Here is a 22415-nt window from a genome sequence, read left to right on the forward strand (position 1 = left end):
GCATAAATTACCCCGCGCAGAAGGGCCGACGGCGATTAATCTTCGTGCGACAATCGCCACTCGCCCGCGACCACCGCCAGGAGGCAGCTATGCCCTACCGTCCCAACCCGCGCCGCCCATTGCCGATCCAGCTCAACACCTTGCAATTGAGCGGCAGCATCGCCCTCGGTTTGTGGCTGGGGTTCATTGCCATTGCGCTGACCTGCTGGCTCGCTTCTCGCTTTTTGTTCAGCGAGCAATTGGCACCCGTGGCCCAGGCCGTGCAGCAGCTGGCCAATCCGCCTGCTGCTGCACAACCGGTACCGGATATTCCTCCACAGAGCCCGCTGTTCGAGCAATACGAAGAGAACCTGCGCAAGAACGAGCAAGCACAACGGCTCGATCAGGCTCGCAGCAGCAGTCGCAATCTGTCGAATCCCAAGTGCCAGTTCTGGCTGCAACAGGACCACACCGCACCGAGCGAAAAAAGTCGCGCCAACGTTTTGCAATTCTGCGATTGACCATGAACAAACAAACTGTCCACCAACTGATTCTCGACAAGTTGCGCATTGATCTCGACATCGCGGAACGCGCCGCGCAGACCGCATACGAAACCGCGACCCATGAAGAAAACATCGCCGAGAACAAGTACGACACGCTGGGACTGGAGGCGTCCTATCTGGCCGCCGGCCAGGCCAAACGGGTCGAGGAGATCAGGCAGTCACTGGCACTTTGCCAGAACCTGATACTGCGTTCTTATGATGAGCAGCGCGGGATCGAGGTCGGCGCACTGCTCGGCCTTGAAGACGAAAAGGGTCGCGAGCAATGGCTGTTTCTGGCACCTGATGCGGCAGGCCTGAAGGTCGATCTGGTGGGGCAACTGATCACGGTCATCACCCCGCGCTCGCCGCTGGGCAAAAGCCTGCTGGGCAAGTTCGAGGGCGATGAAGTGGAGATTCTGGTGGCGGGTACTCGGCAACAGTTTGCTGTCACCGAAGTGGTCTAGCGGCGCCCACTGATCAATGGACCGGCAGTTCGACGCCGTCGAACAGCTCTTCCAGCTCCTGCTTGTTGTGGCACTGGATGGCCTTGGCCATAACTTCGCGAGTCAGGTGCGGAGCGAACTTCTCGATGAAGTCGCACATGAAGCCACGCAGGAAAGTGCCGCGACGGAACCCGATTTTGGTGATGCTGGATTCGAACAGCTCGCTGGCGTCGAGGACCACCAGGTCGTTGTCGAGTTTGGTGTCGACCGCCATTTTCGCCACGATGCCCACGCCCAGTCCCAGGCGAACATAGGTCTTGATCACGTCGGCGTCGGCCGCGGTGAACACCACTTTCGGCGTCAGGCCACGATGACTGAAGGCTTCGTCGAGCTTCGAACGGCCGGTGAAACCAAACACGTAAGTCACGATCGGGTATTCGGCCAGGGCTTCGAGGGTCAGCTTCGACAGCTTGGTCAGCGGGTGTCCCTGAGGCACGACCACGCAGCGGTTCCAGCGATAGCACGGCATCATTACCAGATCGCCAAACAGTTCCAGCGCTTCGGTGGCAATGGCGAAATCCACGGTTCCGTCAGCGGCCATTTCGGCGATCTGCATCGGCGAACCCTGGTGCATGTGCAGGGCCACGTCCGGGTATTGCTTGATGAAATTGCTGATCACCGGCGGCAATGCATAACGCGCCTGGGTGTGGGTGGTGGCGATCGACAGGGTGCCTTTCTTCTCGTTGGAGAATTCCTGGGCGATCTGCTTGATGCTTTCGACCTTGCGCAGAATCTCGCCAGCCGTGGTAATGATGCGCTCGCCAGCCGGGGTCACGCGGGTCAGGTGCTTGCCGCTGCGGGCGAAGACCTCGACGCCCAATTCGTCTTCCAACAGTCGGATCTGTTTACTGATGCCCGGTTGCGAGGTGTACAGGCTTTGGGCGGTAGCGGAAACGTTGAGGTCGTGGTGCGCCACTTCCCAGATGTAGCGCAATTGTTGAAGCTTCATATGAATCCCTCAAAGCAGATAGACGCCACGGGCATCAGCGACGTTATATAACTATATTAATGGTTTGAAGAATAAATCTAGAACTTTTTATCAAACTGGCACTATTGGTGCTCTAGCGATCCCCCTGGCGACGGCGCTCCACCAGCGGCACCAGATAGACCGGTACGCGGGACAGTTGCAGGACGCGCGCCGCGGTCCGACCCAGCGGCGTTTCCGCGCCAGCCCCATGGCTGTGGCTACCCAGGATCAACAAATCCACCGAGAGTTTCTGCGCCTGGTCGAGAATCACCTGCGACGGATCACCCTGCAGCACCCGCACAGCACGAATCAGCTCCAGATCCTGTGCGCCCTCCCCCCCCAATTCTTCACGAAAACTGTCGAGCACCCGCTGCTCGATATTGGCAATGACCGTGTTCAGGCCCTGACTGTGAAATTCGTTCAACGCTTGCTCATCAAGGTAACTCTGAAGCACCGACTCAGCGAACAGCCCCATGGGTTCAACCGCGTGCACCACGTAGAGATCGGCATTGAAGGTCCGTGCCAATGCCAAGGCATGCTGCATCACTAGCGGTGCGTACAGGCCGAGGTCAGTGGCATACAGCATCGAATGAATCATATGACCTCCTCGAGTGCCAACATGGCGCAGACTTGAATCAGCTTAGCAGTGCCTTGGCGAGTACGACGCCCCGCGCAACACGTTGATCGGCGGGCTTAAACCTTTTGCTCGTTGCTTATGCCATGGGGGACATGACCGGTGGCGACGACTTCGCGGGCCAGTTCGCAATGACCGGCCTGATCGTCGAAAAACACGTCGGCGGCGAAGGCCTCGAGGAAGGCCGACTTGGTCAGGCCGCCGAGAAACAGCGATTCGTCCAGGCGAATGTCCCATTCGCGCAAGGTGCGGATCACCCGCTCATGGGCCGGCGCCGACCGCGCCGTCACCAGGGCCGTGCGGATAGGACAGGCATCGTCCGGGAACTCGCGCTGCAACAGATTGAGGGCGGCGAGGAAGCCTTTGAACGGCCCACCGCGCAACGGCTCGCGGGCCGCCTCGCGTTCGCTGGCCTGGAATGCTTCCAGACCACCGGCCTGATAGACGCGCTCCGACTCGTCGGAAAACAGCACCGCATCGCCGTCAAAGGCGATGCGCAATTCATCGCTGGCTGCTCGGCTGGCGCCTCCCGACAGAATGGTCGCCGCGGCGAAGCCGGCGTCCAGCGCATTGCGCACGTCTTCGGCATGGGTCGACAAAAATAAATCGCAACCAAACGCCTTGAGGTACGGATAGGGACTACGCCCCCCGACAAACGCTGCGCGGGAAATCGCCAGTCCATAGTGATGGATCGAGTTGAACACCCGCAGCCCGGTGTCGGCACTGTTGCGCGACACCAGGATCACCTCGACCCGGGCACGGCCGAGGCTGGCATTGAGATTGAGGAGTTTTTGCACCAGCGGGAAGGCATCGCCGGGTTCGAGGATCTCGTCCTCATGTTCGATCTGATACTGCCGGTAAGCTTCGACGCCACTCGACAGGTAGACCTTGTGACTTTCACTCAGGTCGAACAACGCTCGCGAGGAAATCGCCAGCACCAGCTTGTCGTCAATTGCCTTCGGCATGCCCTTCCCCATTGGTTGGTCGACTCAGGTGTTGCGTCGATCGATAAAACTCAGACTGCGATACAACGCCTCGATGCGCGGCAGCTCACACCCCGCCGCTTTGGCCGCCGCCAGTGGACGGGTGTAAATGGCCGCCAGCTCCAGTGGGCGCTTGTGCAGGAAGTCGTGATACATGCTGGGCCAGTAATCGGGCATTCTCTCGGTGACCATGAACAAATGTTCGGCATAGCCCGCCGGAATATCGTGACCGCAAGCAGTGGCGCCCAGGATCACTTCGGCCATCAGTGCCCTGATCAACTCGCGGCTGTCGGCATCGGCCATCAACGGCGTAGTGCTCGCCCCCAGTAAAACCGACAAACCGTTATAGGGAACATTCCAGACCAGTTTTTGCCAGCGTGCCTGATGCAGATTCGCCATCGCCTGGGAGTCGATACCGGCGGCACGGAACAGTCCGACACCTTCCTCGACAATCGCCGCACGCGCCATCGCATCGGCCGCGGGACCGCTGTGGAAGCCGACATGCACCGCGCCGAGCGCCTGATGGGTAATGACGCCGGGACCTTCGCGATGAACGCAGATGTAACAGAGGCCACCGAGTACATGCAGCGAATCGGGAAGCCGTTCACGCAGGCTGTCTTCGACGTCCAGGCCATTTTGCAGCAGCAATACTTTGGCATTCGGTGCCGCGGCTTGAAGAATGGCGGGTGCCAGGTCCGCATTGCTGGTCGTTTTCGTCCCGACCAGCAGCCAGTCGCACGGCGGCATGTCTTCGGCCGTCGAATAGGCCTGCACCGGACTCAACGTCATGGCACCGTAGGGCGCACTGTCGACGTGCAGACCGCGTTCGGCCACCGCGGAAAACTCGCTGCGCAACAGGAAATGCACGTCAAAACCGGCGCGCGCCAGCATCACACCGTAAAAACCGCCGATTGCACCGGTCCCGATAATACCGATTGTCGGCTTGGCAACCGCCCTCATCATGGCAACTCCTCTGCTGTTCGGCTCAATGCCTTGCGCACCGCTCGATTGAGCTCGCTTTCTGTCAGGCGCGAATTCAATGCTCCAAAGAACTCACCGTCGCGCACGACAAACAGCGCCGGCAAATGAAAGACCTGATAACGCTCGACCACCCCGCCATTGTTTCCGGCGTCGATCCAGCACAGCCGATCGACGGCCAGATCAAGAGAGGGCAATCGCTCACGGGCAAAACGACAACTGGAACAGCCCACGCTGGTGAAAATGACCAGCGATACACCGTTCATCGTCAGCAGCCGTTGGTCGGCGTCGAAATCGGTCAGTTCCAATTCGACCACTATACTGGGGGAAACACTGTCAGATGGCCGACACATGGAGTCCGTGTTCATGGGACGATTCATTCCTCATCCTGATGAAGTGCCCGTCGAATTAACGTTGCTGACACCTGAGTGTATTTCACGGCAACAATTGCACACTACCAGCCTCGGGGGCATGGCTTGCAATTATCATCGCGCCTGGCGCCATGGTACGGCGCTGGAAGTGCGCATGCCGACCCTGAACCCCGACATGCGAATTCCAGGCTACGTGGCCTGGTGCCTGCGACGCAAACATGGCTATCTGGTGGGTATTGCCTTCGTGGACGAACAGACGTTGTTCAGCGCCCGGATGGGCGAGCAGGTATGCCAGATCGAACGCTTCTGCCGCCAGCATGACGCACACAGCGACCTGCAGGAAGTTCAGGCGCTGGCCCTCGAGTGGGTTCAGGAGCATGCCGACGAGTTCTCCGATGACACGGTTCACAGAGCATTTGCGCAATCAATGCTCGATTAAACCGCCCCCTGCCCATTGTCGAGCCACGGTGTAACGCGCTAAGGTTCCGCTCCCCGACGCGCTTAATTTGCTGTGCTCCGCCGCGCGGGTTCGCTGGCGGCCGGCACCCGTGACCTGACGAGTAAACGATGGCTGATTTACCGATCAACGACCTAAACGTCGCCTCCAACGAGACTCTGATCACCCCCGATCAGCTCAAGCGCGATATCCCCCTGAGCGACGCCGCCCTGCGCACCGTCACCAAGGGCCGCGAAGTCATTCGCAATATTCTTGATGGCACCGACCATCGCCTGTTCGTGGTCATCGGGCCTTGCTCGATCCACGACATCAAGGCAGCGCACGAATACGCCGAGCGCCTCAAGGCACTTGCCGCGGAAGTGTCCGATACCCTGTATCTGGTCATGCGCGTGTACTTCGAGAAGCCACGCACCACCGTCGGCTGGAAAGGCCTGATCAACGACCCGTACCTGGATGACTCGTTCAAGATCCAGGACGGTCTGCACATTGGTCGCCAACTGCTGCTGGACCTGGCCGAAATGGGCCTGCCGACCGCCACCGAAGCCCTCGACCCGATCTCCCCGCAATACTTGCAGGACCTGATCAGTTGGTCGGCCATCGGCGCGCGCACCACAGAATCCCAGACTCACCGCGAAATGGCCTCCGGCCTGTCCTCGGCCGTCGGCTTCAAGAACGGCACCGATGGCGGCCTGACCGTGGCGATCAACGCCTTGCAATCGGTTTCCAGCCCGCACCGTTTCCTGGGTATCAACCAGGAAGGTGGCGTGTCGATCGTGACCACCAAGGGCAATGCCTACGGTCACGTGGTCCTGCGCGGTGGCAACGGCAAGCCGAACTACGATTCGGTCAGCGTCGCCCTCTGCGAGCAGGCGCTGGACAAAGCGAAGATCAAGCCGAACATCATGGTCGATTGCAGCCACGCCAACTCCAACAAGGACCCGGCCCTGCAACCGCTGGTGATGGAAAATGTCGCCAACCAGATCCTCGAAGGCAACAAGTCGATCATTGGCCTGATGGTCGAAAGTCATCTGAACTGGGGTTGCCAGGCCATTCCGAAAGACCTCGCCGACCTGAAATATGGCGTTTCGATCACCGATGCCTGCATCGACTGGTCGGCCACTGAAACGACCTTGCGCAGCATGCACGCCAAGCTCAAGGATGTGCTGCCTAAACGCGATCGATCCTGATCGCGCCATTGGCTGCAGACAAAAAAACGCCGGGCTGAACCCGGCGTTTTTTTATGCGTTCGTTTTTTTCAAGCTTACTGGCTCAGCTTGGCGGCATGCCGCTGGTGACGCTCCATGTAGCGCTCGACATAGGAGCACGATGGAATGACGGTGTAGCCCATTTCCTCGGCGTACTGCAGCGCCTGTTCGGTCAGCGCCGCCGCAATGCCACGACCACGCAAAGCGTTGGGCACAAAGGTGCGATAGATATCCAGGGTCTGTTTCCCCAGATCCATATAGGTCAGGTAGGCACGATGACCGTCCACATTGGTCTCGAACTGATGACCAGCCTGGTCATGGTGGATGGACAACGCCTCGCTCATCACTACTCCTCGCGGGTCTTGGATTCCGACCCCTACCTTACCGATGTTTTTCCGGCGAAGAAACATCTACGCCACCCCGTGCCTGAATGGACACCGAGAAGAGCTACACCGATCTCGCGCAACCGAGCACGTACAAATAGTAGGCACCATTGGCAAAAATGCTCAAGGTGCACTCGTCATCATGCTGGTTGGCGGGTGCCGCTCCGGGTTACGCAGGGCTGGCTCGACCGAAGATCGCCCCAAGGTCGATAGCCTGAACATTGCCGGATGTTGAGACTTAAGACGAGCGCCCTTTGTTAAAGTCACCTGAAGATAGAGAAAGATATGAGAGACGCCACCCAAGATCCGAACAAAAGTGTAGACGAATCCATCTAGACACTCTTCAGCCAAGACAGAGAAAAAGTGCTGCGAGAGCGGTAAGCTTTTCCTCATGGGATCGCTCAGCTCGGGCATTGCAGCTGTATATTTTTTAAACAGAGCAGTTAAAAGTTGCTCGAAAAAGAATCAACGCCTACAATTTTTTTGGCTTCTTGCTTTACGTCAGTTTACTTACGACTAGTAATGGGTAGTATGTACGCCGGCTAATTCCTCACTGTGAGGAGATAGCTAATTTAATGGAAAGTCCTTGAAGGGGAACACGATGAACAACGTTCTGAAATTCTCTGCTCTGGCCTTGGCCGCAGTTCTGGCTACCGGTTGCAGCAGCGCATCGAAAGAAACCGAAGCACGTCTGACTGCTACTGAAGACGCAGCAGCTCGCTCCCAAGCTCGTGCAGACGAAGCTTACCGTAAAGCTGATGAAGCTCTGGCTGCTGCTCAAAAAGCACAACAGACTGCTGACGAAGCTAACGAGCGTGCTCTGCGCATGCTGGACAAAGCTAGCCGCAAGTAATAATCCTTCGGGATTGTTATCAAGCCGACCCATTTTTGGGTCGGCTTTTTTATTGCCCGGCGTTTGTCGCAAGCAATAAAAAACCCGCCGACGCGGCCTGCGTCGGCGGGTCCTTTTCCAGGCTTACTGCATCGGGTCGAGCGGAGCGCTTGTGACCATCGGCGCGGAAGTGCTCGGCACGGCGATTTCCACCGGCAGGCCGTCTTCAGCAGCAACGACGTCACGCACCACATCCCAGTTCATGCGCAGATTGTTGGTAATGTCTTCACGCTTGAGCATCGCGTTGATGACCGCCGTGTGCTTGTCGACCACCGACGGGTTGCCATTGTCATCCAGCGGGGTGTGCGCTTCGAGATACACCTTGCCGCCACTGACGCCGAACTTGTACGGGTCATTGATAATCCGCACCGACGTACCGACCGGCACCATGCTCGCCATTTCCAGCACGTTGTTGTTGAACATGCGGAAGCAGCCGTGGCTGGTGCGCATGCCGATGCCGAACTTCTTGTTCGAGCCGTGAATCAGGTAGCCCGGAGTGCCCAGGCTGAATTTGAACGGCCCCAGCGGGTTATCCGGGCCCGCCGGCACCACGTTCGGCAACGGATCACCGTCGGCGGCGTGTTCAGCCTTGATCGACGCTGGAGGCGTCCAGGTCGGGTTAGGCGTTTTCGCAGTGATGGTGGTGTGTGCGATGGGTGAGCCCCAGCCCTCACGCCCGATACCCAGCGGGAAGGTGTACACCACATTCTTGCCTTTCGGGTAGTAGTAGAGGCGGTATTCGGCCAGGTTGATCACAATGCCTTCACGCGGACCCGGCGGCAGGATGAAACGGGTCGGCAGGATGACTTCGGTACCGGCACCCGGCAGCCAGGCGTCGACGCCCGGGTTGGCCGCGACCATTTCCGTGTAGCCCAGGTCGTAGGTGGTACCAAGGTCGGCGAAGGTGTCTTCGTACTTGGCCTTGATGACTTGCACCTGGCCGACGATATCTTCACCGGGCGGTGGTAGTGGCAGCTCCAATGCTGCAACAGGACCCGCCACACAGAGGGCGGCAAGTGTCAGGCAGCGGGTGACGGCAGGAAAGCGCGGCAACATCCGGAAAATCCTTCGCATGATCAACAGAGGGTATAAGGACGAGATTGTACACCGACGCCCGTTATTTCGGGGAGTTGGCCGATAGCTTGCTATCGTTGATGATTTACAGCTCGAACCGCAACTCTGGCCAGATCGGCGAAGTGCCGCGCTTTTGCGACTCGAGAATCGCTCGACACAACGAGCACAGGCGCTGGTCCTGAAACACCCGGCGATCGACACTCGACCAGCGTGGCTGCGCCGGCAACAGGCTGCCGCACAAGGTACGGTCCGCCGAGCCGCCCAACTCCAGCTGACGCGCCACCAGATGCACCCGCACTTCCTGGCAGGCGAACAGATCCAGCTGTTCGTCAGGCTCGATCAGTTGGTAGGCAAAAAGTGACCAGGCGGGACGCGGCATCGGGGGCTCCAAATCGGGGGCGCCACCTTAGCCGAAAGCCCGCGCCTAGAAAAGAGTCATAACAGCGGTTTTAGGGTAGGCCAGACATTCTCCAGCAACTTGTCCTGGGCCCCGGCCGCCGGGTGTATGCCGTCGGCCTGCATCAAGTCCGGATGACCGCCCACGCCGTCGAGGAAAAACGGTACCAGCGGGATGTTTTTCTCGGTGGCCAGATTGCTGTAGACCTCGGCGAAGGCATCGGTGTAACGCTTGCCATAATTGGGCGGCAACTGCATGCCGAGCAACAGCACCTTGGCACCGCTGGCACGGGAGCTGTCGATCATTGAGGCAAGATTTTGTTGCAATTGAGTGGGCGGCATTCCGCGCAGACCATCGTTACCCCCAAGTTCGAGGATCACCAACTCCGGCTTATGCTCTGCAAGCAGCGCTGGCAGGCGTGCCTGGCCTCCGGCACTGGTGTCGCCACTGATGGATGCATTGAACACCTTGTCGTCGAAACCTTCGCGCTTGAGCCGCTGTTCAAGCAACGACACCCACCCCACCCGGGTATCCAGGCCGAAACCGGCGCTGATACTATCGCCAACGATCAGGACTGTACCCGCCGCTGCGTTCTGGGCCATGCACATCAAGGCCAGGCCAGCACTCAAAAACCACACACGCATCGGATTCTCCATGGGCGCAAGCATTCTCACCGCGAAGAACCTCAGCAAAGTGGTCCCCAGCGCGGAAGGTGAACTGACTATCCTGCACGAACTCAGCCTGGAACTGAACAAGGGTGACAGCCTGGCCATCGTCGGCGCCTCTGGCTCCGGCAAATCCACCCTCCTCGGCCTGCTCGCCGGACTCGACCTGCCGAGCAGTGGTGAAGTCACCCTCGCCGGGCAAAGCCTGAGCCACCTCGACGAAGACCAGCGCGCCCGCATTCGTGCCGAGCACGTGGGTTTCGTCTTCCAGTCATTTCAGTTGCTCGACAGCCTCAATGCCCTGGAAAACGTCATGTTGCCGCTGGAACTCGACGGCCGCAAAGATGCCCGCGAACGCGCCACCGAATTGCTCGAGCGCGTGGGCCTTGGCCAGCGCCTGACCCACTCGCCACGCCAGCTCTCCGGCGGCGAACAACAGCGCGTGGCGATTGCCCGTGCGTTTGCCGCCGAACCAGACGTGCTGTTTGCCGATGAACCGACCGGCAACCTCGACAGCCACACTGGCGAGCGCATCAGCGACTTGCTGTTCGAACTCAACAAGGAACGCGGCACGACCCTGGTGCTGGTGACCCACGACGAACGCCTGGCACACCGTTGCCGGCGCCTGATCCGCCTCGAAGCCGGCCTGCTGGTCGCCCCCCTGGAGCCTTGATGGCACGCTTGCCGTTTGTGCGCCTGTTCAGCCTCGCCATTCGCCAATTAATGCGCGATGCCCGCGCCGGCGAATTGCGCGTATTGTTTTTCGCCTTGGTGGTGGCCGTGGCCGCGAGCACTGCCATCGGTTATTTTGGCGCCCGCCTGAACGGCGCCATGATGTTGCGCGCCACCGAGTTTCTCGGCGCCGACCTGCTGCTCGAAGGCAGCTCACCGGCGCGCCCGGAGCAGATAAGAAGCGGCACCGATCTGGGCCTCGAACATGCGCAAGTGGTGGAGTTTTCCAGCGTCATCGCCACCGACAATGGCATTCAGTTGTCGAGTATCAAGGCGGCGGATAGTGTCTACCCATTACGCGGCGAACTGAAAAGCGCCCCTGCCCCATTCGCCCCGGAAACGTCCGGAGGCGGGCCGAAACCCGGCGAAGCCTGGGTCGAATCACGATTGCTGACCGCGTTGAACCTGAAGATCGGCGACAGCATCGATGTCGGCATGAAACCCCTGACCCTGTCGCGGGTACTGACCTATGAACCCGACCGTGCCGGCAACTTCTACAGCCTGACGCCACGGGTGCTGATCAATCTCGACGACCTTGCGGCAACCGGCGTGGTGCAGCCCGGCAGTCGGGTCAGTTATCGCGAGCTCTGGCGTGGCAATGCCCGGGCACTGGAAACCTATCGCCAACTGATCAAGCCTGGCCTGGCAGCCAACCAGCGCATCCAGGATGCCCGCGATGGCAACCGGCAGATCGGCGGTGCGCTCGGCAAGGCCGAACGTTATCTGAACATGGCCAGTCTGGTGGCGGTCTTGCTCGCCGGAGTGGCGGTGGCATTGTCGGCGACACGCTTCGCCACCCGCCGCTTCGATGCCAGCGCGCTGCTGCGCTGCCTGGGCCTGTCCCGGCGCGAAACCATGGTGCTGTTCAGTTTGCAATTGACCGTACTCGGATTGCTCGCGAGCATCAGCGGCGCCGTGATCGGCTGGCTGGCGCAACTGGGGTTATTTGCCTTGCTGCATGACTTGTTGCCCAGCGACGTGCCACCGGGTGGCCTGTTCCCGGCTTTTGCCGGAATCGGTACCGGCCTGGTGGCATTGGCCGGGTTTGCCTTGCCGCCATTGGCGGCGCTGGGCCGGGTGCCACCGTTGCGGGTGTTGCGTCGCGACATGCTGCCCATTCCATCCAGCACCTGGATGGTTTACGGCGCGGCGTTGGCCGCATTGGGTCTGATCATGTGGCGCCTGAGCCTGGATCTGCTGCTGACGTTTGCCCTGCTGGGCGGCGGCATGATTGCCGCGCTGGTGTTGGGTGGCCTGCTGTTACTGCTGCTGAAAAGCCTGCGACGCATGCTCGCCCGAGCCTCCCTGCCGTGGCGCCTCGGCCTGGGCCAATTGCTGCGTCATCCGCTGGCGGCCGCAGGCCAGTCCCTGGCGTTCGGCTTGATCCTGCTGTCGATGACGTTGATCGCCCTGCTTCGCGGCGAGTTGCTGGACACCTGGCAAAACCAGTTACCCAAAAATGCGCCGAACTATTTCGCGCTGAACATCCTGCCTGCGGATAAACAGGCCTTTACCGATCGCCTGATCTCACTGTCGGCGCAATCGGCCCCGCTCTACCCGGTCGTGCCGGGTCGGCTGATCAGCATCAACGGTGAACCGGTGCAGCAAATCGTCAGCAAAGACTCGGCCGGTGATCGAGCGATCCAGCGCGATCTGAGCCTGACCTGGGCGGCGGACCTGCCGGCGGGCAACAAACTCACCGCGGGTAACTGGTGGCAAGAGCAGATTCCGGACGAGGTGCCTGGCGTATCGGTGGAAGGCAAGGTCGCCGAAAGCCTGAAGCTCAAGCTCGGCGACCACATGGTATTCAGCGTCGGCGGGGTCAACCGCGAGGCGAAGGTCACCAGCCTGCGGGAAATCAACTGGGACAACTTCCAGCCGAATTTCTTCATGATTTTCCAGCCCGGCACCCTCAAGGATCTGCCGGCGACCTATCTGACCAGCTTCTATCTGTCAGCGGGCCACGACCAGCAGATTGTCGATCTGTCCCGCAGCTTTCCGGCGGTGACCATCCTGCAGGTCGAAGCGTTGCTGGAACAACTGCGCAGCATCCTCGCCCAAGTCACGCTGGCGGTGGAATACGTGTTGTTGTTCGTGCTGGCGGCTGGCATGGCGGTGTTGTTTTCCGGCCTGCAGGCGACGCTGGATGAGCGCATTCGTCAGGGCGCGCTGCTGCGGGCACTGGGAGCGGAACGCCAGTTGCTGGTCAAGGCGCGGCGGATCGAATTTGGTTTGCTGGGTGCCGTCAGCGGATTACTGGCCGCACTGGGGTCGGAAGTCGTGAGTCTGGTGCTTTACCGATTCGCCTTTGACCTGCCTTGGCATCCGCACCCATGGCTGTTGCTGCTGCCACTGATCGGAGCCGTGCTGATCGGCGGCGCCGGCGTGTTCGGCACTCGTCGCGCCTTGAACGCCAGCCCCCTGACAGTCCTGCGCGAGGGTTGATCCATCAACCTTCCTCCCCTCCATGAAGATGCCGTTATCCGAGTATTTCATCCTGTTTTCGGTATGAAATCTCATTGATCCACCACAGCACTTCCCCACTGGGGGTCTGCACAACGGCCTCGTCCCCCACCTCTTTCTTCAACAACGCACGGGCCATGGGGGAATCTATCGAGATGTAATCGTTGCGACCGTAGATCTCGTCATACCCCACGACCCTGAATTTTTTGATATCCCCGGCCTCGTTTTCGATCTCGACCCAAGCCCCGAAGAACACCTTTCCTTCCTGCTCGGGTGAATACTCGACAACCCGTACATCCTCGAGACGTTTGCGAAGGTATCGGACTCGCCGATCAATTTCCCGAAGCAGCTTTTTGTTGTACTGATAATCCGCGTTTTCACTGCGGTCGCCGAGCGATGCCGCCCAGGTGACCTTGCGCGTCGTGTCGGGGCGCTTTTCTCGCCAAAGGAAATCAAGCTCCTGCTTCAAAGCCTCATGACCTTCCTTCGTGATGATGTTGGTGCTCAAGACGGGCCTCTCACTTACGGTTATCCGGGCACGATTGTGTAGCGCCCTGTCCTCAGGTTCACAGCGAAAACGCCAGCATCCCGGCGCGTTCGTATCATAACTTCAGCCAGCAGCTTTCAGGTAAACCGCATCAGGGATGAACCTTAGACGCTCTTGGCTATACAGGCCCACACCGGGAGCCAATGACACGGAGAAGAGTGACGACCATTGTCAGTCGGTTTTTTTCAGCCTATCTTATACAAAACCTATACAAGAAGCTCTGACATGTACAATAAACAGCCGTGGCCACTCACACTGTACTTTGACGGTGAATGCCCGCTCTGCGCTCGGGAAATCAGTTTCCTGAGCCGACGCGCCATTGCGGCCCGACTGCTGTTTGTTGACATCAGTGACGAAGGGTTTGACGCAAAGGCCCTGGGGTTCACTGTCGAGCAAATGCAGTCCTCCCTTCATGCCAGATTCGCCGATGGCCGCTGGATGACGGGCCTGGACGCCACGCTCTGGAGCTGGCGAGCAGCCGGCCTGGGAATTTGGGCCACGCCACTGACATGGCGCGCGATCCGCCCGTTGCTGGCCGTCGGGTATTGGCTGTTCTGCCGCTTGCGCCCCCATTTGGCCTGGTTGCCTCATCCGGATGGAAGCCGTCGCTGTCACGACAACCGCTGTGCGCTGCCGGAGCCAAAAGCCGCACCTGTCGAGGGGACGGCCTTGAACACAACACAGACCTGGAACGCTTCACCCTGTCATTCGCCCGGCGACAAACCCGGGCCACAGGGGCTTTGACCAAACCCGCGTAAAACCTTGAGTGACCAGCACTCCCCTGTTGCCAGGGGTGTCCCTTTCCTGAAAGGCCGTATGGCTGAGAAAAATCAACGTGAACCCATCATTAGCCGAGCACTACCGTGAAATTCTCGTCGGCGTCGGCGAGGACCCTGAGCGCGAAGGACTGCTGGACACACCCAAGCGCGCAGCCAAAGCGATGCAATACCTGTGCAACGGCTACACGACGCGCCTGGAGGACGTGATCAACGGCGCCCTGTTCGAATCGCAGAACGATGAGATGGTCATTGTGCGCGACATCGAGCTGTATTCATTGTGCGAGCATCACATGCTGCCCTTTATCGGCAAGGCCCATGTGGCCTACCTCCCCACGGGGCGAGTGCTGGGTCTGTCGAAGGTGGCACGAGTGGTCGACATGTTCGCCCGCCGCCTGCAGATACAGGAAAACCTGACCCGGCAAATTGCCGACGCCATCCAGCACATCACCGATGCCGCCGGGGTGGCCGTGGTAATCGAAGCGAAGCACATGTGCATGATGATGCGGGGCGTTGAGAAGCAAAACTCGGTGATGACCTCATCAGTCATGCTCGGCGCCTTTCGCGAGTCGTCCACGACGCGCCAGGAGTTCCTGCAACTGATTGGGCGCCGATAGCGGCCGTTTCTTTGCTTTTGACGGCGAACGCCTACCCGGGTAGGCAAGGAGTGCACCTTGAATCTGCAAGCGTTGACCGAGCGGGCCTTGAAGGGTGAAGTCCGTGAACTGGAACTGCTGTCGCTGGAGGGCGGTTTTTATCTGGCTCGCGTCAGGCTGGATCAGGGCCAGTTCACCCTGCTGGATGATGCAGCAAAGCCGATGCACCTGCGCTCTGTCAGTCATCTGCGTGAAATGCTGCAGCTTGTCCCGCCCTTTCCCTGCGTGCTGGTGCAGCAATGTGTCCACGATGAGATGTGCGGCGTACGTGAAGGCCCCATCGAGTCGATGCGCATTCCTTTTTCACTGGCTACGCCCTGGTGAACCTGTGACCCCGGCCCCTGCCTCATGAAAAACACTCGTCGGCTGTGCCTGGTCCTGGGCGACCAGTTATCGTTTGATCTGGCCTCATTGAAAGGGCTGGATAGCAAGCTCGATGCGGTGTTGCTGGTAGAGGTGATGGAGGAAGCCAGCCACGTCCCTCATCACCCGCAAAAAATCACACTCATCTTCAGTGCCATGCGCCATTTTGCCGAGGCGTTGCGCCAGCGTGGCATCCATGTGCAATACGTTGCCCTCGATGATCCGCACAACACCGGTTCAGTGCCCGGCGAGCTACGGCGCTGGCAGTCACTGTTGCAGCCGCACGAACTGCACCTGACAGCGTGCGGTGACTGGCGTCTGGAGCAGTCGCTCAAGGATGCCGGGTTACCGATTCAGTGGCATGCCGATACACGCTTTCTCTGTTCCCGTGACGAGTTCTCGGCGTGGGCGAACGGCAAAAAGCAGCTGCGCATGGAGTTCTTCTACCGGGAAATGCGGCGCAAGAGTGGCCTGTTGATCAATGGCGATGGTACGCCGGTGGGCGGCGCCTGGAACTTTGATGCAGAAAACCGCAAGGCCTTGCCCAAAGGCGTGAAACCGCCGTACCCGGCACGCTTCGGCGCAGACTCGATCACCCGAGACGTGATGGCACTGGTGGGCAAGCATTTCTCTCACCACTACGGTTCCCTGGATACCTTCGACTATCCCGTGACCCACGCCGAGGCACAGGTGCTGTGGGACTACTTTCTAGACTTTGGCCTGGCCGCCTTCGGCGACTATCAGGATGCCATGGCCAGCGACGAACCCTTTCTGTTCCATGCCCGCATCAGCGCCGCGCTCAATATCGGCCTGCTGGACCTGCGTCAGCTGTGCAGTGATGTGGAGGCCGCCTATTGGTCAGGCAGCGTTGCCCTGAATGCGGCCGAAGGATTTATCCGGCAACTGATCGGCTGGCGCGAATACGTGCGTGGCGTCTACTGGCTGAAAATGCCGGACTACGCCGACGGCAATCTATTCGGCAACAGCAGGCCGCTGCCGGAGTTCTACTGGACCGGCGACACGCAGATGAACTGCATGCGCCAGGCGATCGGCCAAAGCCTGAAACAGGCCTATGCCCATCACATCCAGAGGCTGATGGTTACGGGCAACTTTGCGCTGATCGCCGGCGTGGCCCCGAGCCAGGTTTGCGACTGGTACCTGGCGATCTACATGGATGCCTTCGACTGGGTCGAACTCCCCAATACACTGGGCATGGTGATGCACGCCGATGGCGGATATCTGGGCTCGAAACCTTACTGCGCCAGCGGACAATACATAAAACGCATGTCTGACTACTGCCGTGACTGCGTGTACAAGGTGAGTGAAAGCACAAGCGAGGATGCCTGCCCCTTCAACTCGCTCTACTGGCATTTTCTGATGCGTCATCGCGACCTTTTGCGCGGCAATCAACGCATGGCCATGGTTTACAAAAACCTCGAACGCATGCCTGATGCCAGGCAGCACGCACTCTGGCAACGCGGCCAGGCCCTGCTCGCCAGACTGGACGCAGGGGAATCGCTTTGAGTGAATCGGGATCGGACGAGCCTGTCGCATCATCAGCGATGCGATTCCTCGGCGCCTGACGTTCCCGCCTTAGAACCTCAACGACGGGTGATAAGCCCTTGGCGGGCCACACGGGTCAGTTGCCTGATCACGTCGACCGCCTCGGCGGCGCTGGGCGATTGAATCACCGCCAGATCGAAACTGTCGCTGGCAAACCGGGCCAGGGACTCTCCGTCTTCGACGAACTGGATAAGAAACGCTGCGGGCCCACCGGTACGGCGTGGCCAGCCATCGAGATAACGCAAGAGCGTCGGCTGGTGTTTACCGCCAAGCAGGATTTTTGGATTGCGCTGGGTGAGATGTGCCGTAATCGGCGCGGGGCGTACAACGGGGCTTAGTGCATTCATCGTGTCGTGTCTCTGCCTCAAAAGTCTGCATGGCAGGTGAGAGGCAACACCGAACCAGCGCTTTAGCGGTATTTCGAAGCCTGTTTCAAGCTTCTGACAGCAACTCAATGAGTCACCTGGCGCCCCGCAAGTAGCTGTTTAAATCGGCGCATGGGCAACATCCTATTGAAGCTGACCGGACAGTGTCAAGAATGACGCGCAACAAAAAGGCCCGCTCGAAGCGGGCCTCATTCGTTGAGCCAGAGCGGTCAGCCGGCGATGGCGCGGTCGGCTGACAGCTTGCCGGCTCCTTCGATCATCACGGCGATGCTGCCACCCAACAACGCGAGGGCGAACTCATAACCGTTGTTCGCCATAAACAGACCGTTGTGGATGTGCACCGAGAAGATGGCGACCAGCGACAGAAAGGTCAGGCCCAGTGCCGCCGGACGAACCAGCAACCCGATGATCAAGGCCAGGCCGGCGAAAAACTCAGTGCCGCCCGCCAGTGTTGCCATCAGATAGCCCGGCGCCAGGCCGATGCTTTCCATGTACTGTGCAGTGCCGGCCAGGCCATAGCCGCCAAACGCGCCGAAGAGTTTCTGCGATCCGTGGGCAGCGAAGATGATGCCGACAAAAATTCGCAGAACGGTCAGGCCGTAGCCAGCGCGGGTAGACAGAACCTTGTTAATCAGTGTGCTCATGCTGCGTCATCCTTAGAGAGTATGGGTGGGTTGGCCGCTATATTAATCAGTAAATTTCATGTTAAAAGCGTAAAAAACCCACCATAACAATCAGTTTATTCGATCACTTTCGTAGGGCAACCTTCTGCCCCTGGGGCTCCAACGACTCCCGCTCCCGATCGAACGCCAGGTAATACTTGTTCACACTATTAACATAGCTGACAGGTCCCATCCCCACCTGCTCCATGGCAATGCGTTCAACCTGAAAAAACCATTGATTCGGATTCAACCCTCGACGCCGTGCCTCGGCGCGCATCCCCTGGACCCGCTCCGGACCGATGTTGTAGGCCGCCAGTACGAACGCCATGCGCTCACGTTCGTTGAGTTTCGGGCTGGAGAAGAACTTGCGGCGAATCATCGCCAGGTACTTGGCGCTGGCCTGCACGTTCGCATCCAGATCCTGAATATTGTTGACCCCTACCCGCTGAGCCGCAGACGGGGTGATCTGCATCAGGCCCGTCGGCCCGCCACCACCTCGAGACGAGGGCTGCAAGGCGGACTCCTTGAACGCCAGTGCCGCCAGATTCAGCCAGTCGATGCCTTGGGCATCCGCGTGTTTCTGCAGCACCGGTCGAAGCTGTTCCAGGCGCTGCCGGTGAGCCTTGGCCAATGGATCGTGCACTTGATACAAGCGCCGATAAATCCGCAGGAAAGCGACATCCTGGTCCGATGGCTTCTTGTAAGTGGTCAGGAAGCGATCGATGCTGGCCCGCAACATCGACGCATCGCGGCGCACGAACCAGAACTCCTCGCCGGGATTGCGGATGTGCACCTGACGATCGAAACGCAACTTCGGCAGAACTTTGCCCCAACGTTCGGCGATCGGTTGTTCGACGATGGTCAGATGAAAAATCCCGCCCTGAACCATTTCCAGCACATCCTCGACCGCCAGGGTCGGATCGACCCATTCGATCTTCACTGGCGGCAGTTTGTGCAAGGCGAGTTTCTGATTGATCTGGCTGACGGCGTCCCCGGCGGCGCTGCCGGTGGGCAAGGCCAGGGTTTTACCCGAGAGTTGTTCGAGACGGGTGTAGCTGCGCTCGCCTTTTCTGCCGACCAATACCAACGGAATACCGCTGGCAATCGGTTCACTGGTGCTGACGGCTTGACCCGCTTGCATATCGAGCAGTTCCCCTGGAGCCACCACATCCCCTTCCCCACGCTGCAACGCGCCGAGCAATTGATCCTTGGCTTTGGGAATGATCTTGAGAGTGACTTCCTGACCGTCACGGGCATACCCATTGAGGTATTGCTCGAAGGCGCGCAAGCGATGGTACTCGACGCCGATGGCCTGGCCCTGGACTTCGCCGGAGCTGTTGCGGCTCTGGTTGACCAGTACCCGCAGGACGCGACTGCTGCGGATTTCCGCCAGGTCACGCACCTTGCTCGCCGGAGCGGCTTGCAGCGGCCCGGGCAGACGCGCAATCGCCGGCATCGGCAGTAGCAGCGAACAACACAGCAGTAGCAAAACCGAGGAACGCTTCATCCACTCTCCGGAAAGAATTCGGGTTGATCCCATGAGTTTTTTCATGAAATCAAACGAAAAAAACAGAGCGCCTGAAGCGCTGGCAACGGGCGAAAGACTGGCACAGTGATGGCACACTAACCACTCCATCCTGGCTCGCGGCATCAAAAGACAGCTTTAACTCGTTGTAGTTCTTGGCTTTTCTGATAAATCGACAGCTCTGATATGCTTTCCGGCCTTTGGTCCGAGGTAGCACCATGCAACTCATCGATATCGGCGTCAACCTGACCAACCCCAGTTTCGCCGACAAACACCAGGCTGTACTCGAGCGCGCCTACGCCGCCGGCGTCTGCCAATTGGTGCTCACCGGCACCAGCGTCGAGGGCAGCGAACAGGCGCTGGAGTTGTGCCAACAACTGGATGAAAGCGCTCAACGGCTGTTCGCCACCGCCGGTATTCACCCCCATTCGGCCAGCGACTGGAATGCAGACAGCGCCCGGCGTCTGCGCAGTTTGCTCAAGGAACCGAACGTGGTTGCCGTGGGCGAATGCGGACTGGACTTCAATCGCGACTTTTCTCCGCGCCCGCAGCAGGAAAAAGTCCTCGAGGAGCATTTGGCGCTGGCAGTCGAATTGCAATTGCCCGTGTTCCTTCACGAGCGCGACGCCAGCCAGCGTTTGCTGGACATCCTGCGCGACTTCCGCGATCAACTACCCGCCGCCGTGGTGCATTGCTTTACCGGCGAACGCAAGGCGCTGTTCAGTTACCTCGACCTGGACTTGCACATTGGTATCACCGGCTGGATCTGCGACGAACGCCGAGGCACTCATTTGCATCCGCTGGTGAAAGAGATCAAACGCGGACGCCTGATGCTGGAAAGCGATGCCCCCTATCTGCTGCCACGCAGCCTGCGGCCCAAGCCGAAGAACGGTCGCAATGAACCGGCCTACCTGACCGAAGTGCTGCGCGAAGTGGCGGTGCATCGCGCAGAGAGTGTGGAAGATTTGGCCGCCCACACGACCGCCTGTGCACGAGCGTTCTATGGTCTGCCTTCCATCCCGGAATAAAACACACCTCCGGTGGGAACGAGTTTGCCCACCGGGTAAAGGGGTGACCCATTGACGCATGTCAACATTCGTCAGCCTGCATAGCGGCACAATACTGGCACCTTGCCAATACTGTTTCCGCTATCAGAGAAAACCTCCATGGGTGCCTGGCTTAGCAATATTTCGCTGAAATACAAATTCTGGGCGGTAAATGCCGTCGCCTTCGTCACCACGCTGCTGCTGGTGCTGTACGCCGTGCAACTCGAACAGCAGGCCCGGATTCAGACCGCCCAGGCATCGGCCCAGGCCCAGGCTCGATTGCTTAACGCCTGGCCCGTGGGGCAGCCACTCCCGAAAGCGGACAATGTCCTGATCTCCGATCACGGTCGTGCCCCGCTGCTCAACGAGCAGCCTGTGCTGGAACTGACCGATGCCAAGGGCTGGGTCGAGATCGACAGCATGCCCTTGTTGGGTGACAACCTGCTCATAGGCGCCGAGGTATTCACCCGCGCCGACGGCCAACAAGTCGCGGTGATTGCCCATGGCCCGAGCCTCAGCCAGGTATTCAGCGAGCGTTTTGCCAACTACGCGGTCGCCGTGTTCATCCTGATGCTGGCGATGCTCGGCGCTTCGCAACTGCTGATCCGCTTCTTGCTCAGCCAGCTCAACACCTTGAAAGACGTGATGCTCCACGTCGAAAAAACCGGCGACCTCTCGGCCCGCGTCCCACTGGCGTGCAGCGACGAAGTCGGGCAAATGGCCAATGCCTTCAACGCCATGCAGGCCGGCTATCAACGGGTGGTCAACACCGTCGCCAATACCGCCCGGCAACTGGATGACGGCGCCGCGCGGCTGGCGTCGAGCATGAACGACGTGCGCCAGGGCATGCTCGGCCAGCAAAGCGAAACCGATCAGGCCGCCACGGCAATCAATGAAATGACTGCCACCGTCTACCACATCGCCCAGCACGCGGGCGCCACCCGTGACCTCTCGCAATCGGCCGACACCCTGGCCGGCAGCGGGCAGGAAGTGGTGATGCGCGTACAGAAGTCGATTGCCGGGTTGTCGACCGGGGTGCAGCAGACCGCCGAAATGATTCAGCGTCTGGCCGAGGACAGTCAAAAAATCAATGGTGTGGTCAATGTGATTCACAGCATTGCCGAGCAGACCAACCTGCTGGCGTTGAACGCTGCGATTGAGGCGGCCCGCGCCGGTGAAATGGGTCGTGGATTTGCCGTGGTCGCCGATGAGGTACGCAACCTGGCCAAACGCGTGCAGACCTCCACCGACGAAATCACCGTGATGGTGTCCGCGCTGCAGGCCGGGACCCGGGATGCCGTGGACTTCATGCAGGAGAGCTCGTTCAAGGCCGACGACTGCGTGCAACAGGCGCAGGAAGCGGGCGCGGCACTGGCAGAAATCACCGGCGCGGTGGCGCAAATGCGTGAAAGCAATACGCAGATCGCGGTGGCGGCCGAGCAGCAGAGTCAGGTGGCGGAGGAGATGAATCGGGCGGTGGTGAGCATTCGCGATGTCACCGAGAACACGGTGCGGCAGACCGTCAATTCGGCAACGACCAGTAATGACCTGGCGGCGTTGGCCGGGGAGTTGAGCAAGGCTATCGGGCAACTCAAGCTCTAAGGGACTCATCGCGAGCAGGCTCGCTCTCACAGGGGATAATCAGCGGCCACATGTTTTGTGTCTG

General features: G+C 59.6%; 26 protein-coding genes. 13 read left to right on the forward strand and 13 right to left on the reverse strand.

What is annotated here, in order from left to right:
* Positions 1-89 precede the first annotated feature (89 nt).
* Together AC1Q6D_RS14825 and AC1Q6D_RS14830 are read left to right on the forward strand one after the other, a co-directional pair.
* Positions 90-500 carry a hypothetical protein gene (locus tag AC1Q6D_RS14825; protein WP_103405322.1) on the forward strand — a complete coding sequence of 137 codons (411 nt, stop codon included), beginning with the start codon at positions 90-92 and terminating at the stop codon, positions 498-500.
* Between the two features lie 2 nt (positions 501-502).
* Positions 503-985, forward strand: coding sequence for a GreA/GreB family elongation factor (locus AC1Q6D_RS14830; protein ID WP_103405321.1), 483 nt, complete (start codon positions 503-505; stop codon positions 983-985).
* Between the two features lie 13 nt (positions 986-998).
* Here AC1Q6D_RS14830 and cysB read toward each other — a convergent pair whose 3' ends face one another.
* From cysB to AC1Q6D_RS14855, 5 genes are all read right to left on the reverse strand, one after another.
* Complete coding sequence (gene cysB / locus AC1Q6D_RS14835; protein WP_008031398.1) at positions 999-1973, reverse strand: HTH-type transcriptional regulator CysB; 975 nt, start codon at positions 1971-1973, stop codon at positions 999-1001.
* A gap of 112 nt (positions 1974-2085) precedes the next feature.
* Positions 2086-2589 carry a universal stress protein gene (locus tag AC1Q6D_RS14840; RefSeq protein ID WP_047527168.1) on the reverse strand — a complete coding sequence of 168 codons (504 nt, stop codon included), beginning with the start codon at positions 2587-2589 and terminating at the stop codon, positions 2086-2088.
* Between the two features lie 95 nt (positions 2590-2684).
* The gene (locus tag AC1Q6D_RS14845; protein ID WP_103405343.1) at positions 2685-3590 is read right to left on the reverse strand and encodes a 5'-nucleotidase; all 906 of its coding nucleotides are present in this window, start codon (positions 3588-3590) and stop codon (positions 2685-2687) included.
* Between the two features lie 24 nt (positions 3591-3614).
* The gene (locus AC1Q6D_RS14850; protein WP_103405320.1) at positions 3615-4571 is read right to left on the reverse strand and encodes a putative 2-dehydropantoate 2-reductase; all 957 of its coding nucleotides are present in this window, start codon (positions 4569-4571) and stop codon (positions 3615-3617) included.
* Positions 4568-4954, reverse strand: coding sequence for a thioredoxin family protein (locus AC1Q6D_RS14855; protein WP_103405319.1), 387 nt, complete (start codon positions 4952-4954; stop codon positions 4568-4570). The genes AC1Q6D_RS14850 and AC1Q6D_RS14855 overlap by 4 nt, the downstream gene beginning before the upstream one ends.
* Here AC1Q6D_RS14855 and AC1Q6D_RS14860 point away from each other — a divergent pair.
* Complete coding sequence (locus AC1Q6D_RS14860) at positions 4953-5396, forward strand: PilZ domain-containing protein (protein ID WP_047527162.1); 444 nt, start codon at positions 4953-4955, stop codon at positions 5394-5396. The genes AC1Q6D_RS14855 and AC1Q6D_RS14860 overlap by 2 nt on opposite strands.
* A gap of 128 nt (positions 5397-5524) precedes the next feature.
* Positions 5525-6601, forward strand: coding sequence for a 3-deoxy-7-phosphoheptulonate synthase (locus tag AC1Q6D_RS14865; protein ID WP_047527160.1), 1077 nt, complete (start codon positions 5525-5527; stop codon positions 6599-6601).
* Between the two features lie 74 nt (positions 6602-6675).
* Here AC1Q6D_RS14865 and AC1Q6D_RS14870 read toward each other — a convergent pair whose 3' ends face one another.
* A complete protein-coding gene (locus tag AC1Q6D_RS14870; RefSeq protein ID WP_020800382.1) occupies positions 6676-6963 on the reverse strand; it encodes a GNAT family N-acetyltransferase in 288 nt (95 codons plus the stop codon).
* A gap of 640 nt (positions 6964-7603) precedes the next feature.
* On the opposite strand from AC1Q6D_RS14870, the gene oprI reads away from it, so the two are divergent.
* Entirely contained in the window at positions 7604-7855 is a 252-nt protein-coding gene (gene oprI, locus AC1Q6D_RS14875; protein ID WP_003199355.1) for an outer membrane lipoprotei OprI, read from the forward strand.
* A 123-nt stretch (positions 7856-7978) separates the two neighbouring features.
* Here the strand turns inward: oprI and AC1Q6D_RS14880 are convergent, their stop codons facing one another.
* The 3 genes from AC1Q6D_RS14880 to AC1Q6D_RS14890 all read right to left on the reverse strand — a co-directional run bounded on the left by AC1Q6D_RS14880 (position 7979) and on the right by AC1Q6D_RS14890 (position 10009).
* Positions 7979-8950 carry a L,D-transpeptidase family protein gene (locus AC1Q6D_RS14880; protein WP_047527148.1) on the reverse strand — a complete coding sequence of 324 codons (972 nt, stop codon included), beginning with the start codon at positions 8948-8950 and terminating at the stop codon, positions 7979-7981.
* A 103-nt stretch (positions 8951-9053) separates the two neighbouring features.
* Positions 9054-9347 carry a hypothetical protein gene (locus tag AC1Q6D_RS14885; protein ID WP_047527147.1) on the reverse strand — a complete coding sequence of 98 codons (294 nt, stop codon included), beginning with the start codon at positions 9345-9347 and terminating at the stop codon, positions 9054-9056.
* A 56-nt stretch (positions 9348-9403) separates the two neighbouring features.
* A complete protein-coding gene (locus AC1Q6D_RS14890) occupies positions 9404-10009 on the reverse strand; it encodes an arylesterase (RefSeq protein ID WP_103405318.1) in 606 nt (201 codons plus the stop codon).
* A 10-nt stretch (positions 10010-10019) separates the two neighbouring features.
* Here AC1Q6D_RS14890 and AC1Q6D_RS14895 point away from each other — a divergent pair, with 10 nt between their 5' ends.
* Together AC1Q6D_RS14895 and AC1Q6D_RS14900 are read left to right on the forward strand one after the other, a co-directional pair.
* Positions 10020-10703 carry an ABC transporter ATP-binding protein gene (locus tag AC1Q6D_RS14895; RefSeq protein WP_047527144.1) on the forward strand — a complete coding sequence of 228 codons (684 nt, stop codon included), beginning with the start codon at positions 10020-10022 and terminating at the stop codon, positions 10701-10703.
* Positions 10703-13207 (forward strand): ABC transporter permease, encoded by a 2505-nt coding sequence (locus AC1Q6D_RS14900; RefSeq protein ID WP_103405317.1) that lies wholly within the window; start codon positions 10703-10705, stop codon positions 13205-13207. Before AC1Q6D_RS14895 ends, AC1Q6D_RS14900 begins: the two co-directional genes overlap by 1 nt.
* A gap of 34 nt (positions 13208-13241) precedes the next feature.
* Here the strand turns inward: AC1Q6D_RS14900 and greB are convergent, their stop codons facing one another.
* The gene (gene greB / locus AC1Q6D_RS14905) at positions 13242-13733 is read right to left on the reverse strand and encodes a transcription elongation factor GreB (RefSeq protein WP_103405316.1); all 492 of its coding nucleotides are present in this window, start codon (positions 13731-13733) and stop codon (positions 13242-13244) included.
* Between the two features lie 264 nt (positions 13734-13997).
* On the opposite strand from greB, the gene AC1Q6D_RS14910 reads away from it, so the two are divergent.
* The 4 genes from AC1Q6D_RS14910 to AC1Q6D_RS14925 all read left to right on the forward strand — a co-directional run bounded on the left by AC1Q6D_RS14910 (position 13998) and on the right by AC1Q6D_RS14925 (position 17091).
* On the forward strand, positions 13998-14516 hold the full coding sequence (locus AC1Q6D_RS14910) for a thiol-disulfide oxidoreductase DCC family protein (RefSeq protein ID WP_103405315.1): 519 nt from the start codon (positions 13998-14000) through the stop codon (positions 14514-14516).
* 91 nt (positions 14517-14607) lie between these two features.
* The gene (gene folE / locus AC1Q6D_RS14915) at positions 14608-15165 is read left to right on the forward strand and encodes a GTP cyclohydrolase I FolE (protein ID WP_103405314.1); all 558 of its coding nucleotides are present in this window, start codon (positions 14608-14610) and stop codon (positions 15163-15165) included.
* A gap of 57 nt (positions 15166-15222) precedes the next feature.
* Positions 15223-15528: a DUF6482 family protein gene (locus AC1Q6D_RS14920; RefSeq protein WP_103405313.1), complete on the forward strand. Its 306-nt coding sequence runs from the start codon at positions 15223-15225 to the stop codon at positions 15526-15528.
* A 24-nt stretch (positions 15529-15552) separates the two neighbouring features.
* Positions 15553-17091 (forward strand): cryptochrome/photolyase family protein, encoded by a 1539-nt coding sequence (locus AC1Q6D_RS14925; RefSeq protein WP_103405312.1) that lies wholly within the window; start codon positions 15553-15555, stop codon positions 17089-17091.
* A 77-nt stretch (positions 17092-17168) separates the two neighbouring features.
* Here AC1Q6D_RS14925 and AC1Q6D_RS14930 read toward each other — a convergent pair whose 3' ends face one another.
* From AC1Q6D_RS14930 to AC1Q6D_RS14940, 3 genes are all read right to left on the reverse strand, one after another.
* A complete protein-coding gene (locus AC1Q6D_RS14930; RefSeq protein ID WP_047527136.1) occupies positions 17169-17477 on the reverse strand; it encodes a hypothetical protein in 309 nt (102 codons plus the stop codon).
* Between the two features lie 248 nt (positions 17478-17725).
* The gene (locus AC1Q6D_RS14935; protein WP_047527135.1) at positions 17726-18160 is read right to left on the reverse strand and encodes a DoxX family protein; all 435 of its coding nucleotides are present in this window, start codon (positions 18158-18160) and stop codon (positions 17726-17728) included.
* A 103-nt stretch (positions 18161-18263) separates the two neighbouring features.
* Positions 18264-19685, reverse strand: a complete 1422-nt coding sequence (locus AC1Q6D_RS14940; protein ID WP_103405311.1) for an MltF family protein — start codon at positions 19683-19685, stop codon at positions 18264-18266.
* A gap of 236 nt (positions 19686-19921) precedes the next feature.
* Between AC1Q6D_RS14940 and AC1Q6D_RS14945 the strand changes: the two genes are divergently transcribed.
* On the forward strand, positions 19922-20731 hold the full coding sequence (locus AC1Q6D_RS14945) for a TatD family hydrolase (protein WP_103405310.1): 810 nt from the start codon (positions 19922-19924) through the stop codon (positions 20729-20731).
* Between the two features lie 138 nt (positions 20732-20869).
* Positions 20870-22351, forward strand: coding sequence for a methyl-accepting chemotaxis protein (locus AC1Q6D_RS14950; RefSeq protein WP_103405309.1), 1482 nt, complete (start codon positions 20870-20872; stop codon positions 22349-22351).
* Positions 22352-22415 lie beyond the last annotated feature (64 nt).

Source organism: Pseudomonas sp. MT92 (assembly GCF_058792515.1).